Raw genomic sequence first — 15,969 nt, forward strand, 5'->3', positions numbered from 1 at the left:
TCGCTCAGAAAATAATCAACGTTTGTAAGACAGTTGTCTTTTGGCTTCGCCGATTGCAAAAGCAACGGAATTTGCAAGGTTGTAACTGCGAACCAATGGCGAAATCGGGATCGTTAAGTGATTTTCAAATTGCTCTAAGACTTCTTCGCTCAATCCGACACTTTCCTTTCCAAAAACCAGCCAGTCGCCATCCTGGAAATCATTTTCGTAATACGTTTTTTCAGCATGTGAACTGAATAGAAAAACGCGGGATTTATCGTGAATCTGGGCGATCCATTCGTCAACATTTTGATATTCTGTACGATCGAGATGAACCCAATAATCAAGCCCGGCGCGCTTTACAGCGGTATCGGTGATCTTAAATCCGAAAGGATGAATTAAATGCAAACGGCTTCCGGTTCCCACGCAAAGGCGACCTATATTTCCGGTGTTGTTTGGAATTTCAGGTTCGACTAAAACAATATTGAGCATGTATATTTGATTTAAGATTCTGAATTGGGAAGATCAAAATTATCGACTTCGCGCACTTCCCCTGATTTCAGGTCGTTTAAATGGATGTTTCCGATGCGAACCCGAATTAGCCGAAGCGTTGGAAAACCCACTGCCGCAGCCATTTTCCGAACCTGGCGGAATTTCCCTTCATTCAAAGTGATTGAAACCCAGCTCGTCGGGCCGTGGCGTTCATCGCGGATTTTTTGCGTACGTGCTGGAAAATCGGGAACTTCATTCAACAAAAAAGCATCGCACTTTCTGGTGGTGTATTTTTTTCCGTTGAAACCGATTTCGACGCCGGATTTCAACTGGTCGACCGCTTGCTGCGTGATGATTCCGTCAACCTGCGCGTAATATTCTTTTGGAACTTTTTTGCTTCGGACGATTTCACTCATCATACCGTCGGTGGTCAATAATAACAAGCCTTCAGAATCTTCATCTAGCCGGCCGATGGCCATTGTTCCAACAGGAAAATCATACAATTCGCCAAGCAATTTCTTCTTACGCTTCAGCTCATAAATAAACTGACTCAAGAATCCGTAAGGTTTGTGAATAAGGTAATGCTGGTGCTTCATCAGACTGCAAATATAGGTTTGTTTTCAGAATTTTGAAACCGCTCAAGCCAATTAAATACTGTCCAAAAGCAATGTTAAAGGAATGGCTTCTAAGATTTAAAAGGCGTAATATTATAGGAACAATGCACTAACTTTTAAAACTACAGTTATGGAAAATAAAGATTTGGGATCAAAAAAGATCAATAATGAACAGGAAGTCAACGAAGGGTTTAGCGGTGAAAACATCCCGAAAGACTACAATCCGGCGAAGGAAAAATTGAATACAGAACAAGAAACCGATGAAGACGGAAACACGAAAAATGTTGAACGTGCCAGAAATCAGGAACAAGGCGATAGAAACTGGGATGAAAATGAAAGCCTGAGCCGTGGTGTAAAATCGGAAGAAGCGCAGCAGAAAACGGTTGAGAACAAAGACCGGAATTCTGATATCGCAACCAATCGTTATCCGAATTCGCACCCGGACAATCATAAAGACCGTGGAAACATCAAGCTTGATGAATAAAATTAGATTTAAAGATTGAAATGATTCAAGCATTCAAAGATTTTCAAAACCGTTGAGAAAAAATTCCTGACGGTTTTTTTATGTTTTAAAAATGATATATTTGCGGTAAATTCTACAGATTATGATTGTTTTAGCCGTCCTCACTTTTTAAAAAGGACATTTACATTGCGCTAACAACAAGGCGAATGCAGCTGCATCTTGCCACAATTATCAATTATTATTTTTTTTATCATGACACAAATTACACCTGCAAAGGGTAAATTATCTCTAATATTATCAGTCATCAAAAAATCTTTGCGCGGCGAGGAACTTGACTTTACTACCGGGAGCATTCGCCTATCGGTAATTTTACTTGCCATTCCGATGATGCTCGAAATGATGATGGAATCTGTGTTTGCGCTGGTTGATTTATATTTCGTCGGGCATTTGGAACACAGCAGTTTCGCGATACAAACCGTTGGCCTGACCGAATCGGTTTTAACCATTATCTATTCACTTGCCATTGGGATCAGTATGGCAGCAACGGCTGTTGTAGCTCGAAGAATCGGCGAAAAAGATCCGGCAGCGGCGGGAAAAGCCGGAATGCAGGCAATTTTAATTACTGTTGCCATTGTCGCGGTGATCAGTATTTTGGGCGTTATTTTCGGAACCAACATTTTATTGCTAATGGGTGCTTCACCGGAAGCCGCCAAACACGGAACGCCTTTCATCCAGATCATGATGGGCGGAAGCATCATTATTGCTTTGTTGTTTTTAATCAATGGGATTTTTCGAGGTGCGGGAAATGCTGCGATTGCGATGAAAAGCCTTTGGATCGCTAACATCAGCAACATTATTTTATGTCCGATATTGATCAACGGTTTTGGCCCGGTTCCCGCATTTGGCCTGACCGGAGCAGCGATTGCAACGACCATTGGCCGAAGCATTAGCGTTGGGTATCAATTGTATCATTTGTTCAATGGGAAAAATATGCTGAAGATCACATTGGCTTACCTGACTCCGGATTGGATCCAAATCAAAGCATTGGTACAAATTGCGGCGCCGGCAGTTTTGCAATTTGTGATCGCCTCGTGCAGCTGGATTTTCCTGGCGCAACTCGTGGCAACAACCGGCGGCGATAATGGATCTGCCGGTTATCAGACTGCGATGCGGCTGATGATGTTTTTCCTTTTGCCAGCCTGGGGATTGAGCAATGCCGCAGCGACATTGGTCGGACAAAATCTTGGCGCGAAAGAAGTGCAACGTGCAGAGGAATCGGTTTTAAAAACAGCGAAATACAATGTGATCTACATGGGAACCGTCATGCTGATTTCACTGCTTGGCGCCGAATACCTGGTGGCGTTTTTCACAAATGATGCAGAAGTCAGGATTTATGCTGTTCGCGCGGTGCGGATTATTGCGTGCGGTTATATTTTCTACGGAATCGGGATGGTGATGATCAATGCCTTTAACGGCGCAGGCGATACGTGGACACCGACAAAAGTCAACCTGATTGGGTTTTGGCTGTTCCAGATTCCGTTTGCGTGGCTGCTTGCCAAACATTTCGGGCTTGGCCCTGACGGTGTTTTCATTGCGATTCCGGTTGCCGAAACCATGATAACAATTGCAAGTTATATTTTGTTTAAGAGAGGAAAATGGAAAACGATTAAGGTTTGATGTTGAACATCGAATGACAAACGTCGAACGGTCATATATTGAGCAAAAAAAAGACGCTGTTTGTTGCAGCGTCTTTTTTATGTTTGCAGGCTTTCATTTGTCATTCGTCAATCGACATTTGACCCTTATTATTCCTGGCCCTGAATAAAATTTGTCAATTCATCTACGCTAGAGCTAAAGCTGAAAATATTGTTGAGCTTGAAGTAATTTTCTCTTTCCGTACAATGGTCATAAGCGAATTTAGCATAATCGAGTTTGCTTTCTTCAAAACCGAAAACTTCGGCGATTTTTGCAATTTGTCCTGCGCTTAGGCAGTTTGCAGACGTAATCTGTTTTGCGGTTTTTAATCTGGTATCGTCGAATTTCTGGTTTTTTACAGTGGCCAATGCACTGTTGAAATCTGCCGGAAGCATCGCGAATTTGCGGTTGCAGCCTCTTTCATGATCGTGTCCCGCATGATTGTCATTGTCGAAAGAACCGCTTGTTGTAGTTGTTGTTTGCGTGGTCACGACCGGGTCGTTGAAATTAACATTCATCCCGATATTTACACCTCCGGTATTCATTCCAACCGACATGTTCGTTCCCGCTGTAGTCGTTGTAGTTGTAGTTTGAGATACATTCATGGCTGGCGGCTGCGGTTGTCCGTAATGCATTACATATACATTTTTTGGCGCAACATAATGTTGTTCTACAGGAATCATCGAAAAGAAATTCATCTTCATTTTCGACTTGTTATTCTTATCACGTTTGATCTTGTAAGTGACATCGCTAAAAATCTCATCAGCATCGGTTAATGCGAGATTGTTTTTAGAAATATCCATCAACGTTTTATCTTCAAAAATAATTTTAGCGTTGTAATAAGGCTGGTTCAGGTCTTCGATCCTAAGATTTGTCTGTGCGATGTCATTTTGCCTTTCGCCATTTAAAATCAGAAAAAAACGATCTCCATCTTCTGAAAAAATCGTTAAATGCCCAACATTGCTTTGGGCGAAAGCGGTAAAATTCAATACTAAAAAAAGGAAGCTAAAGGTAATTTTTCTTGTCATAAGTTTTGTTTTTGAATGTTTGTCAAGCTTTTATTTCGTGTTGGACGCTTTACAAAATCCCTGCCAAATATATTTAAAAAATTCAAATGGGAAACGATTTCGTAAATTTTGTCAAGTCATTTTACAACCAAAAATTATGTTAACAGAAATCATATAAGACTATCCCAAAATCGTATAAGTGATTTTTAGCGTGGCGATTATAATTTAGATAAAAATATTTAAGGCGAATCATCCGAGGATATTTACATCAAAATCCACTAAAATTAAATGTTATGAAAAGGCTAATACTTATTATATCTCTGGGCGTGTTTGCATTTGCCGGTTATTATTTCGCATCAAACCTTCAGTATTCTACCGATATGAACTACATCATTTACATGGCGATCTGGATGGTATTAATCCTGATTTCAATCGTTGGGATCGTGTCTTACTTTCCAACGATCAAAGCGCACAAAAAGCACGTTCGCAATTTAATGTACAACAGTTATTCTGAGCGCAGGATCAGAAACAAAGAATTCGACAGCCAGTTTAGGATCCTGAACTAACTCTCCTACATATATCCTGGGTCACTCCTGAAAAAACGGCTAAATATTAGGCCGTTTTTTTATGGAAAAAAGTCAAATAAATTCTTCGCGGAATTGTTTACATTTACTTTTTACAAACCTTAGACATGAATACTGCCATCATTACCATCATCACCTTTATCATTGCGCTCGGAATTGGGATTTTCATAGGAAAATTGTTGTTTACCGCGCGTTCCCAATCTGAAAAAACAGCGCTCGAAGAAAAAAACATCGGACTGAATTCACAATTCATCGCCTTAAAAGAGCAATTGCTAAACGAACGTTTGAATGCCGAAAAGCAACTGCAATTAGCCAATGCTGAAAAAGAAATCATCCGTACCGAAAAAGACAGCCTCGCGATCCAGCTTTCCAAAAAAGAAACCGATTTTGAAAACCTCTGGGAACGCAATCTCGAACAAAAGCAGGAAGTAGAAAAGCTCCAGGAAAAATTCACCAAAGAATTTGAAAACCTCGCCAATAAAATATTGGAAGAAAAATCGAATAAATTTACCGAGCAGAATAAGGAAAACATGAAAAACATCCTGTCGCCGTTGCAGGAAAAAATCCATTTGTTCGAAAAGAAAGTCGAAGACACACACAAGGAAAGCATTGATTACCACGCAGCTTTGCGCCAACAAATATTAGGTTTGCGCGAAATGAACGAGCAAATGAGCCGTGAAACTTTGAATTTAACGAAAGCGCTGAAAGGCGATTCTAAAATGCAGGGCAACTGGGGAGAACTCGTTTTAGAGCGCGTACTCGAAAAATCGGGGCTTGAAAAAGGCCGCGAATATGAAGTGCAGCAGAGTTTTACGAATGAATTCGGGCAACGCGTTTTCCCTGACGTTGTGATCAACTTGCCTGACGGAAAAAAGATGGTAGTCGATTCGAAAGTGTCGCTTACAGCTTATGAAAAATACATCAATGAAGAAGATGATTTTTTGAGGGCGGCATTTTTAAAAGAGCATGTGAATTCGATCAAACGCCATGTGGAGCAGCTTGGCGATAAGAATTACCACGATTTGTACCAGATTGAAAGTCCGGATTTTGTATTGCTTTTCATTCCGATTGAACCTGCATTCGCTGTTGCCCTTAACGAAGACACCGCCTTATACAACAAAGCATTCGAGAAGAATATTGTCATTGTCACACCTTCTACCCTATTGGCAACATTGCGCACGATCGACAGCATGTGGGCCAATCAGAAACAACAGGAAAATGCCTTTGAAATTGCACGCCAGGCCGGGGCTTTGTATGATAAATTTGAAGGTTTTGTTGCTGATCTGATCCGACTCGGAAAAAAAATCGAAGAAAGCAAAACCGAATACCAGGGCGCAATGAACAAATTGGTCGAGGGAAAAGGAAACCTGATCACCAGTGTTGAAAAACTTAAGAAAATGGGCGCCAAAGCCAAAAAAGCATTGCCTGAAAGCATTTTAAAAAGAGCCGAAACAGACGAAAACGAAACCGAACTATTATGAAAAAAACACTACTCCTGATTTTAGCAGCTATTGTTGTCAGCTTGATTACATGGTTTGCATTTGTATATTATGCGACTTACAGCGAAGGCTTAAGGGCGGGCGAATTGATTAAAGTGAGCAGCAAAGGCGTGATTTTTAAAACCTGGGAAGGCGAAATGAGCCAGGGAATTTCTGGAGCGCAGATTTTCTCGTTTTCTGTTTTGGACAGCGACAAACAGGTCATCGAAGATTTAAAAAACATGCAGGGACAATACGTCAAAGTCACTTATGTAGAACGTTACCGAACATTTCCCTGGTGGGGCGAAAGTCATTATTTTGTAACGAGCGTCGAACCTGAAAAATCGCCGTTCAATGTCAGATAAGAAATTCAAAACGGTGAAATCCTCAAAGGTCACGATTTCAGAATTGATGCTGCCGTCGCACTCCAATTTCAGCGGAAAGATACACGGCGGTTATATTTTGTCGCTGTTGGATCAGATCGCATTTGCCTGTGCTTCAAAGTTTTCGGGTTATTATTGCGTGACGGCTTCGGTAGATACCGTTAATTTTTTGAATCCGATAGAAATCGGCGAATTGGTCACCATGAAAGCCAGCATCAATTATGTAGGAAAAAGCTCTATGATCATTGGCGTGCGCGTTGAAGCCGAAAACATCCGGACCGGCATAGTGAAGCATTGCAATTCTTCTTATTTTACAATGGTGGCAAAAACCGAAAATGGGGAAAATGCGACTGTTCCAGGTTTGATTTTATCGAATAAAGACGAAGTCAGGCGCTTTTACAACGCCGTAAAACACATTGCTTTGAAGAAAGAAAAAGACCTTCATGAAGAAGCATTTGACCATACTTCAGCAGCAGCATTATCGCAACTTAAAAATTACAATGTGCGCATTGAAATGAACTAAAATATCTTTTAACATACTCGCGAACAAATTATTATGTTTTTTTTATATTTTTGGTCAGAAATTGAAAATATATGAAAAGAAATTACGCATTCTTATTTGGATTTACGCTAATCATTGCATTAATCATTATTGTTTCGTGTTCAAAATCTGATGACGATGCTTACATCGCGCCAGTAGCGCCGGTCGTTGAACCGCCTATCGAATCACCTGTTACCGTTGATCTTACGACTGTTCCATACGCTAAATTATCAGATTATAAATTTTTTGAAGGCGACATGAAAGACCAGAAGCCTGCATTGAACGTATTGCCATACGAACCTGCAAGCAGTTTGTTTACCGATTATGCACATAAAAAACGTTTTGTGTGGATGCCAAAGGGAAAAAAAGCGAGATACAACAGCGACGGAACGGTTTTAGAACTGCCAGTCGGCGCAGCACTGATCAAGACATTTTATTATGACAATGTGCAGAATATTGCAAACGTTGGTGGAACAAGAATCGTTGAAACCCGTGTCATGATCAGGAAAGAATCCGGATGGATTTTTGCCGATTATGTATGGAATGCAGAGCAGACTGAAGCTACCAATGATCTTGCGGGAAGTTTCACCACAGTGACCTGGAAAGACGATAATAATGTCGAAAAAACTGCTGAATACCGGATTCCTTCACAAGCGCAATGCATCATTTGCCACAAATCGAGAAAAACCATCGGGATTGATGAAATCACAACTTACATACCGATTGGAATCAAACCGCAAAATTTAAATTTCGACTACAATTACGGGACCAGCACAAAAAACCAGCTTACCAAATGGATCGAAGAAGGTTATCTCGCAAATGACTTTACCATGCCGACTGCCGCAAACAGTACGGTAAATTATAACGACACTTCGAAATCATTAGACCAGCGCGCCCGTTCTTATGTGGACATTAATTGTGCACACTGCCATGCCAATGACAGGCATTGCGATTACAGGCCTATGCGTTTTGCATATAGCGAAACTGCCGGCAACCGTGAGAATATGGGTGTTTGCCTGAATACCAGTGACATGCAGGGCTTTCCATCGTCTCTTGCAAAAGTGGTGACTCCGGGAAATACAACCAAATCGATGTTGTTTTACCGCATCAATACGACAAATGAAGCTTACCGGATGCCTTTGCACGGAAGAACAATGATCCATGAAGAAGGCGTTTCATTAATGGAACAATGGATCAACTCCTTAACGCCTTGCGATTAATTCAAAAACAATCAACTAATAAACCAATATCAATGAAAAAAATTACTTTACTTTTCGCTTTCCTATTCGTGGCGCAAATCGCATCAGCTCAGGAAAGTTGTGCTAATGCAGCGCCAATAACAGGTTCTGGAACTTACACAATCACTTCGTTTACCGGAACCCAGCCGCCGCAGCAAAACTGTACCCCAACTGGAGGAAGTCCTGCCGCCCTTGCTGAATGGTATGTATATACCCCAACCCAGAATCATACGATAACGATTACAACAGACATTGTAGAAAATTCACCGAGGCGCGACACGCGTTTACATGTATTTGTTGGAGATTGTGGAAATTTGACCTGCTATTCTGGCGATGATGACTCGGGAATAAATTTTTCTTCTACTGCTGTTTTTGATGTTACCGCCAACACCACTTACCATTTTGCTTTTGACAACAGGTGGAATTCTTTAACCTTTAAATTTAAATTTATTGAAGGTGAAGTTGTTGTTCCAATTGCACCGCCGGTAGCATTTGTAGAGCAGCCATTGGCAACTGCACAAGTCGGAAACAACAAATACAACAACTGTGTGGTGGATATGAACAACGATTACCTCGATGATATTGTGGGAACGACAGGTAATAATATTAGAATTCATTATCAAAATGCTGACGGAACCTTTACGCAAACCAATATTCCAACGGCAACTGCAGAAAATACTGCGTTTTGGAGTATTGCCGCAGGAGATTATAACAAAGATGGCTATAATGACCTTTTATACGGAGGCGGAAATGGCTTGACATTAATGGAATCAAATGCGACGGGAACTGCTTTTACCAAACATACGCCTGGGCAATACATCTTTTGCCAAAGAACAAATTTTATAGACATCAATAATGATGGAAACCTAGACGCTTTTTCCTGCCATGATGTTGAACCAAACGTTTACTACATAAACAATGCAGCAGGTGGATTCACTTACTACCAATCCGGAGCGGCAGGTGCATTAAATTTAGGCATCACTTCAACAGGAGGAAATTATGCTTCTTTATGGACGGATTATGACAATGACGGCGATGTCGATTTGTTCATTTCAAAATGTTCAGGGCCACCATGTGAATTGCACAGAAACAATGGCGACGGTACTTTTACAGATGTTTCAGCGGCTGCACATATCAATGTGACACCAATCCAATCCTGGTCTTCTGCTGTTGCAGATTTTGATAATGACGGCGATATGGACATTATGATCGGTTCTAATGGAAGTACGAAAAATATACTTTTCAGAAATGATCTTGACGAAAACAACAAAATGGATATTGCTTTTACCAACGTATCTGATGGATCAGGCCTTGAGACAGATGGTTCTACCAGCAGGGATTATATCGCTTACGATTTTGACAACGACGGATTGGTAGACATCATGGGCGGCGGCTATAAAATCTTTTACAATCAGGGCAATATGAGATTTAGTACGGTTTCTTATCCTGGAATGGCTTTGGGAGCTGTTGGGGACTTCAACAATGACGGATTTCTTGACATTCAAAGCTCATATGAAGCACCATATTCTGTAAAACTCTACATGAATTCCGGAAATGCAAACAATTGGATTACCATTAACACCAAAGGAACGCAAAGCAATACAAACGGAATCGCAGCGCGTGTTGAAATTTACGGTGCCTGGGGAAAACAAATCCGTGACGTGAGAAGTGGTGAAGGTTTCGAATTCATGAGTACTTTAAATACGCATTTCGGTATTGGTTCGGCAACGCACATCGACAAAATAATCATCAGATGGCCATCAGGGATTGTAGACACATTCAATAACCCGCCAATCAACCACCCTTTTATGGCCGTTGAAGGTTCGACACTTGCGGTATCAGATTTTGCAAATGCCGCTTTCAGCATTTATCCAAACCCTGCAAATGATGTACTTTACATCAAAGCTAAAGACAAGGCAGCAGCCTTCAAATCTGCTGAGATCTTTGACATGGCCGGAAGAGAGGTTTCAAATACTGTCGTGACCGATCAACCTATTTCTGTAAAAAACCTTTCATCAGGCTCATACATCATTTTACTGAAAGATGCTGACGGAAAACGTTTCACACAAAAATTCCTCAAAAAGTAATTCAAATTAAATTAAATTGCAAAAAAATCCCGCTTCGTTATGAAGCGGGATTTTTTTTAAAACACCCTGACGAGATTGAACCCGAAAAAAACATTCCCATCGGCCCAGTTCCCCGTCGTTTGCCCAAGAAAACCTGCCTCATGTATGCCCTGTGAATTCGTGAAATGCATTTGAAAAACATGCCCGCCTGTTTCAAGGTCTACGCCAATTGACAACGGATTTCTAAATGGAGAATCGCTCGCACGATTCGTATGCACTGCGTAATCCATATTGATCGACCAGCGTTTTGCGATTTTATACCTTCCGCCCATTGCGATGGCCAGCTGCGAATTGTCCTGGTTGTCATCGATTACAAAATTCTCATGAAAGAATGTCGGCGCCAACTCAAGGGACAGTTTTTCCGAAAATTTCCTGGACACCAAAACCTGGGTTACATAAGTCACCCGGTCTTCAAACTGCAATTTGGGATAATCGCTTTCCTTTAAAGTATTGTTGAATGCGAGGCTGTTAAAGGAAACAATCGTAACCGGCAATCCGTTTTCTGTTTGTGAAGCGATCAAAAACTTTCCTGAAACATCATAGGCCTGTTCGCTCCTACCTACCGCAACTGTTGCCCAATCGGTCAAGCCATATAAGAATTTGATCTGCGTTACGGCATTATCCAACCCGAAAAAACCTTCGAAACCATCTTTTACAGATCCGAAGCGGTGTGCAATAATGAGATAAAAATCTTTTTTTGCCGCCAGTTTTGTCGATTCAAGGTTGACGATTTTCATGGCTTTAAATGCCGATTCAACTTTTTGGTTTTTAGGAACGCTGTCCAATCCGGCTAATAAATCTTCCTGTGCAAAAGAGCAAATCGGCAAAAGCAATAACAGTAGTAATTTTTTTCTCATTGTTTTATTTTAAGGGTGAAACCTGATCCATTTTAAATTCTCCAAGCAAATCATCATAACCAACAAACCGGCCTTTTACATGCACTTGCTGCTGCAATTGCAGGCCATTATCTTTTACAAAAAGTACCGCTTCAAGCTTTTCATCAATGGTAATGCTGTTGGATGCCGCGTCGATATTTGTGATTTTACCATGCACTTCAATGGTTTTATCGGCAAATTTAGCATTCGCCAGACTGTCATTCGCCAAAAATTCCTGTTCAAGGGTTTTCACTGAGATAGAAAATGTGGCGTTTTCTAAGCTAATGTTACGATGCTCTTTATATAAAACTTTATAAGCTGCAAAAGCACATCCAACAGCAATGACTACAAAAGCAAATATGATCTTTTTTTTCATAAAAGATTACAGAATTAATTATTATATTTATTTTTTTGTAAATTTAATTCAAATTATTAACTTTATTTTATATTTTTGTATAAAATTTTACACAAAATGGTATTACGAAAAATCACATTACTGACACTTGCTTTTGCCGCTTTTGGCTGTTCAAATGACAGCCCGGATGATCTCGGCGTGGAAGCGATTCTAACCGATACGCCAATCACTTATAATGCGAATGTGAAAGCCATTATTGATAACAATTGCATTTCCTGCCACAGTACAATTCCTCAAAATGGCGCACCAATGTCACTTGCCACGTTCGAGGATGTAAAAAGTGCAATAGAGTTGCGTGGACTTATCGAAAGAATCTCAAAAGATAACGGACAGTCAGGATTGATGCCGCTTGGCGGGCCAAAAATGCCACAGCAAAACATTGATATGATTACGCTTTGGCGCGATCAAGAATTTCAACATTAAAAAAAAATAATTATGAAAAAGACTATTCTATTTGGATTGCTGTTGGTTTCAGCGATCACATTCGCACAGGAAAAGATGATCACCAAAAACGGAAAAATCACTTTTGAAGCTTCTGTCCCGGCTTTTGAAGAAGTAAAAGCCAAAAACGAAGGCGTGACCTGCGTACTAAATCCGAAAACAGGAGAAATTGCGAGTTTGGCACTAATCAAAGGATTTCGGTTTAAAGTCGCATTAATGGAAGAGCATTTTAATGAAAATTACATCGAGAGCGACAAATATCCAAAATCGACTTTTAAAGGAAACATCCAGAATTTTGATGTGGCAGTTTTAACTGCAACCGCAAAAGATTATACGATCAAAGGCAAACTCGAACTCCACGGAAAAACAAAAGATGTTGTTGCCAATGCCAAGATCAGGAAAACGGAAACCGGAATCGAAATTATCTCCGCTTTCAATGTCTATGCCGATGATTTTGCAATTGAAATTCCGTCTGTAGTAAAAAGCAAAGTATCCAAAAAAGTAAATGTCAAGACCGAATTTACCTTAAAATAAACCCAGCTAATCCATTTCTACTTTATTATAGCGGTCAAGTTTGTCCAGATACAATATCGTTTTGGTCTTATCTTCGTTTTCGGCATACATGACCTCGAATTTGGCACCGTAAATAATTTCATCGAAAGTATAAGAAGTTCGTGCCGCAACAGTTGCACTAAAAAGATCGTCGAAAGCTTTCATGTAAATGATAACTTCACCTTCGATCGTTTCAAAATCCTGCCGTGAAAAAGTAGAAAGCGGACTTTCCTCCGTAATCGGATGCACTAATGTCCAGCTCAACGTCAGTGAATTGATGCGCTGCAGCTCCAGATCCAAAGAATAAAAACGGTTGACCATTTGGCCGTTTTCCGGAATGCTCATTGCCAAAGTCATTTTGGCTTCGGCGTCGAGCAAATTGGTATTTTTAAACGGCGTGACCCTGACCATAAGTCCGCGTTGGTTTTTATAAGGCGCAACCACTGCATTTTTTGAAAATTTCAGGAAGGCTTTCGGCTTGCTGAACCTTCCGTAAAACAAGCCGGTCGCTATGGCAAAACTCAGCAATCCGGTTAAGGCTTCAGTTGCTGCGAGTGCGCTGGTTAAAACGCCGTTCGGGCTGATGTGTCCGTAGCCAACAGTTGTAAAAGTCTGCGCACTGAAAAAATAAGCCTTTCCAAATTTGATCCATTCCGATCCTGTCGCCTCAATTCCGTCAAGATATTCAATCCCAATTAAGTAATACAAAGCTGCGAAAATAAAATTGACGCCGGTATAAAAAGCCACAATAATGGCGATGAATTTCCATCTGGGCATGTCGAGCATCGTATGGTACCACGAAATCCGGTTTAAATAATTCATGCCCCGCTTTTGCACGTTTGCCGAACCGTCTTTATTTACAAAACGCCCACCATAACTGCTCGCATTGACACCGAATCCCGTATTGTTATCGGCTTTTGCTTCTGCGCTGATCTTTTTCAAAAATGCCATTTATAAATTACTGTTTGATGATTTTTTGTGTTTTGATATTATTTCCAGAATACATTTTCACCAAATACAATCCGTTCGCATAATCTGAAAATCCCACTTCAAGATGGTTTGATTTTGGCGCAATTCGTTGCAGCAGTTTTCCATACACATCATAAATTTCGATGGTATCGATATTATTCGTCGTGCTGATATTTAGTTGTCCATGTACCGGATTTGGATACAACGCCATATTATTTTCAGACACAAATGAATCTGTTGCCAAGGTTTGTAAATCAGACGCGATCCAGCTCGACGCCAGATTATTATCCAATGCCGTATCGGTCAATTGCAGGAAACTTCCGTTGCCATCGGCATTTGGCCAGGGCGAAGAATCGAAATATTCTACCGTATCGATCACATTTCCGAAACCATCTGCCAAAACCAGTTTTTGCTTGCTGTTTGATAAATTGCGGGTGAATTGCCCGAAAGCAGCGATGCCATATTTTTGTTGGAAAACAGTCGGATTGCTAGTGACATAGATTCCTTGCCCTGCCGAAATCGTACTGTTGGCCGGAAATTGGTACGAAAGCCCCAATTCGCTCAAATAAACACCGGACAAATTGACCGAAGTCATTCCTGCATTTTTAATTTCAATGAATTCCATGTCGTTGCTCACCGTGAAAACGGCATCCGTTCCGGGATTGTAATTGATTTTATTGATGACCAATTGCGGCACTTCAATATTCTGGCAAGCCGAAAAACTCCCGATATGGCTGTTCATCCAATTGATCCTGTTCGAGATCCAGGTTTTCATATTGCTAATTTCAAGCGCGTGGTTCGGAACCGTATTCCACCTTTGTTGTTCGCGAACTTTTGCTTCAGAGATCAACGCAACAGTCTGGTCGATAAAAGTATTGATGCTTGTTGCATTCATCGGTTGGCCAGATTGCGTCAACTGGTTCCATCTTCTTGATAAATAACATTTAAAAGTGGAATTGTTGAACAAATCCGTCCAGAATTTTGCACCTTCATTATCGCCATTCGAAAACTGCCAGATATCATAATGGCTTCGGTCCAACCCGTAAGCGAAAAGGTCGTTTCCATACGCCAGGTTAAAATCCCAGACCGGCCCGGCACGAAGTTTACCGCCGCGGTCTTTGTGAAAAAAAGTGCTGATCTGATAGCCATCGGCATTCGAACCCAATTCTGTACTAATCATATAATCCACGAATGATGGCACATCAATGTATGCAGAATATCCAGAAATCAGACTGGTATTGTTGTTATGCGACGCATTTGCAAGGTTCGTAAACTGCGAATGAATGTACGTATTTTGCTGCGCCGTAACGTCTTCAGGTTTTGGAAGCTCATGGATAAAATCGGTTGAACCCGCATAAGAACTCATGCTCCAGGCCACCGGATCGCCGCCAGTGGTTTTATCAGATTTTGTAATGTAGCCGCCCGAAAGATTGGGTTGGGTAACATCTGTCGTTGCAATTTTGACAATATTGACGCGGTTCGTATCGGCCTTTATTTTTTCAAGAAAGACATACAAGCCTTTGTATTCCCCATTAATGACGACTTCACAATATTGGGTTCGTGGCGCATAATTGCCGATTTGCCTTGACAGATTGTACGTCAGGTAATCGCGCATCAGCGAAGGATCGAATGCCAGTCCGTTTAGAATCCAGTCGTTTTCACTTGGCATTCCGAATATCGATACATTATTATTGCTCGTATTATCCGCTTTAAGCGTCGTCAATCCGTATTGTTTTTTTGGCAAATCCTGCGAGCTAGAGCCACGGATTTCGATGTTGATGCGGCCGTTATAATTTAGATAAGCCACATTCGTTTGATCGGTCAGGTAATTGCGCGTGCCGTCGGGCCTTTTGATGATTTTCATCGTGGCCAAAACCCGCGGATCGTCTAAAATCTCATACGGTTGGTTGGTATTCGGATTGATGTCTGTTGAAATGATGACAATCGGGAGGTTCGAATCGGTAAACGTTTGTCCGAAAGACAATCCATAAAACAACAGGAAAAACACCAGCGCAATTGAAGTGGATGGAAATTTAAAGTTTGTAATCTTCATTTTCATAATTCATAATTTTGCTAACAAATGTAAGATAATATTCTGTCCGTTTGCCGGATCAAAA

The 15,969-nt window shown here is 40.9% G+C and carries 17 protein-coding genes; 10 read left to right on the forward strand and 7 right to left on the reverse strand.

All coding sequences use genetic code 11. From position 1 onward, the window contains the following. Positions 1 to 15: 15 nt before the first annotated feature. Both BLS32_RS16615 and BLS32_RS16620 read right to left on the reverse strand, forming a co-directional pair. Positions 16 to 471: a tRNA (cytidine(34)-2'-O)-methyltransferase gene (locus BLS32_RS16615; RefSeq protein WP_091398625.1), complete on the reverse strand. Its 456-nt coding sequence runs from the start codon at positions 469 to 471 to the stop codon at positions 16 to 18. Between the two features lie 11 nt (positions 472 to 482). Further along, the gene (locus tag BLS32_RS16620; RefSeq protein WP_091398628.1) at positions 483 to 1,067 is read right to left on the reverse strand and encodes a pseudouridine synthase; all 585 of its coding nucleotides are present in this window, start codon (positions 1,065 to 1,067) and stop codon (positions 483 to 485) included. 148 nt (positions 1,068 to 1,215) lie between these two features. Here BLS32_RS16620 and BLS32_RS16625 point away from each other — a divergent pair, with 148 nt between their 5' ends. After that, on the forward strand, positions 1,216 to 1,569 hold the full coding sequence (locus BLS32_RS16625; RefSeq protein ID WP_091398631.1) for a hypothetical protein: 354 nt from the start codon (positions 1,216 to 1,218) through the stop codon (positions 1,567 to 1,569). Between the two features lie 231 nt (positions 1,570 to 1,800). Then, positions 1,801 to 3,225: an MATE family efflux transporter gene (locus tag BLS32_RS16630; RefSeq protein ID WP_091398633.1), complete on the forward strand. Its 1,425-nt coding sequence runs from the start codon at positions 1,801 to 1,803 to the stop codon at positions 3,223 to 3,225. A 128-nt stretch (positions 3,226 to 3,353) separates the two neighbouring features. Here BLS32_RS16630 and BLS32_RS16635 read toward each other — a convergent pair whose 3' ends face one another. Beyond that, positions 3,354 to 4,271, reverse strand: coding sequence for a proline and serine-rich protein 1 family protein (locus BLS32_RS16635; protein ID WP_091398641.1), 918 nt, complete (start codon positions 4,269 to 4,271; stop codon positions 3,354 to 3,356). Positions 4,272 to 4,543: 272 nt separating this feature from the next. Here BLS32_RS16635 and BLS32_RS16640 point away from each other — a divergent pair, with 272 nt between their 5' ends. From BLS32_RS16640 to BLS32_RS16665, 6 genes are all read left to right on the forward strand, one after another. Continuing rightward, positions 4,544 to 4,816 carry a hypothetical protein gene (locus tag BLS32_RS16640; RefSeq protein WP_091398643.1) on the forward strand — a complete coding sequence of 91 codons (273 nt, stop codon included), beginning with the start codon at positions 4,544 to 4,546 and terminating at the stop codon, positions 4,814 to 4,816. A 125-nt stretch (positions 4,817 to 4,941) separates the two neighbouring features. Then, positions 4,942 to 6,315 (forward strand): DNA recombination protein RmuC, encoded by a 1,374-nt coding sequence (locus BLS32_RS16645; protein WP_091398645.1) that lies wholly within the window; start codon positions 4,942 to 4,944, stop codon positions 6,313 to 6,315. After that, positions 6,312 to 6,677 (forward strand): 6-phosphogluconate dehydrogenase, encoded by a 366-nt coding sequence (locus tag BLS32_RS16650; RefSeq protein WP_091398647.1) that lies wholly within the window; start codon positions 6,312 to 6,314, stop codon positions 6,675 to 6,677. Before BLS32_RS16645 ends, BLS32_RS16650 begins: the two co-directional genes overlap by 4 nt. Next, positions 6,667 to 7,218 (forward strand): acyl-CoA thioesterase, encoded by a 552-nt coding sequence (locus tag BLS32_RS16655; protein WP_091398649.1) that lies wholly within the window; start codon positions 6,667 to 6,669, stop codon positions 7,216 to 7,218. The genes BLS32_RS16650 and BLS32_RS16655 overlap by 11 nt, the downstream gene beginning before the upstream one ends. 71 nt (positions 7,219 to 7,289) lie before the next feature. Continuing rightward, positions 7,290 to 8,456 carry a hypothetical protein gene (locus tag BLS32_RS16660; protein WP_091398658.1) on the forward strand — a complete coding sequence of 389 codons (1,167 nt, stop codon included), beginning with the start codon at positions 7,290 to 7,292 and terminating at the stop codon, positions 8,454 to 8,456. A gap of 32 nt (positions 8,457 to 8,488) precedes the next feature. Beyond that, positions 8,489 to 10,561 (forward strand): CRTAC1 family protein, encoded by a 2,073-nt coding sequence (locus tag BLS32_RS16665; protein WP_170227591.1) that lies wholly within the window; start codon positions 8,489 to 8,491, stop codon positions 10,559 to 10,561. A gap of 56 nt (positions 10,562 to 10,617) precedes the next feature. Here BLS32_RS16665 and BLS32_RS16670 read toward each other — a convergent pair whose 3' ends face one another. Then, complete coding sequence (locus tag BLS32_RS16670; RefSeq protein ID WP_091398664.1) at positions 10,618 to 11,457, reverse strand: DUF5777 family beta-barrel protein; 840 nt, start codon at positions 11,455 to 11,457, stop codon at positions 10,618 to 10,620. A gap of 4 nt (positions 11,458 to 11,461) precedes the next feature. Further along, on the reverse strand, positions 11,462 to 11,851 hold the full coding sequence (locus BLS32_RS16675; protein WP_091398667.1) for an OB-fold protein: 390 nt from the start codon (positions 11,849 to 11,851) through the stop codon (positions 11,462 to 11,464). 96 nt (positions 11,852 to 11,947) lie between these two features. Between BLS32_RS16675 and BLS32_RS16680 the strand changes: the two genes are divergently transcribed. Then, positions 11,948 to 12,313 (forward strand): hypothetical protein, encoded by a 366-nt coding sequence (locus tag BLS32_RS16680; protein WP_091398671.1) that lies wholly within the window; start codon positions 11,948 to 11,950, stop codon positions 12,311 to 12,313. Positions 12,314 to 12,325: 12 nt separating this feature from the next. Beyond that, the gene (locus BLS32_RS16685; protein ID WP_091398674.1) at positions 12,326 to 12,865 is read left to right on the forward strand and encodes a YceI family protein; all 540 of its coding nucleotides are present in this window, start codon (positions 12,326 to 12,328) and stop codon (positions 12,863 to 12,865) included. Between the two features lie 6 nt (positions 12,866 to 12,871). Here BLS32_RS16685 and BLS32_RS16690 read toward each other — a convergent pair whose 3' ends face one another. Then, the gene (locus tag BLS32_RS16690; RefSeq protein WP_091398677.1) at positions 12,872 to 13,834 is read right to left on the reverse strand and encodes an ion channel; all 963 of its coding nucleotides are present in this window, start codon (positions 13,832 to 13,834) and stop codon (positions 12,872 to 12,874) included. A 7-nt stretch (positions 13,835 to 13,841) separates the two neighbouring features. Further along, positions 13,842 to 15,911: a CotH kinase family protein gene (locus tag BLS32_RS16695; protein ID WP_091398681.1), complete on the reverse strand. Its 2,070-nt coding sequence runs from the start codon at positions 15,909 to 15,911 to the stop codon at positions 13,842 to 13,844. Positions 15,912 to 15,969 lie beyond the last annotated feature (58 nt).

It is taken from the genome of Flavobacterium noncentrifugens, from assembly GCF_900100375.1.
Classification (GTDB): domain Bacteria; phylum Bacteroidota; class Bacteroidia; order Flavobacteriales; family Flavobacteriaceae; genus Flavobacterium; species Flavobacterium noncentrifugens.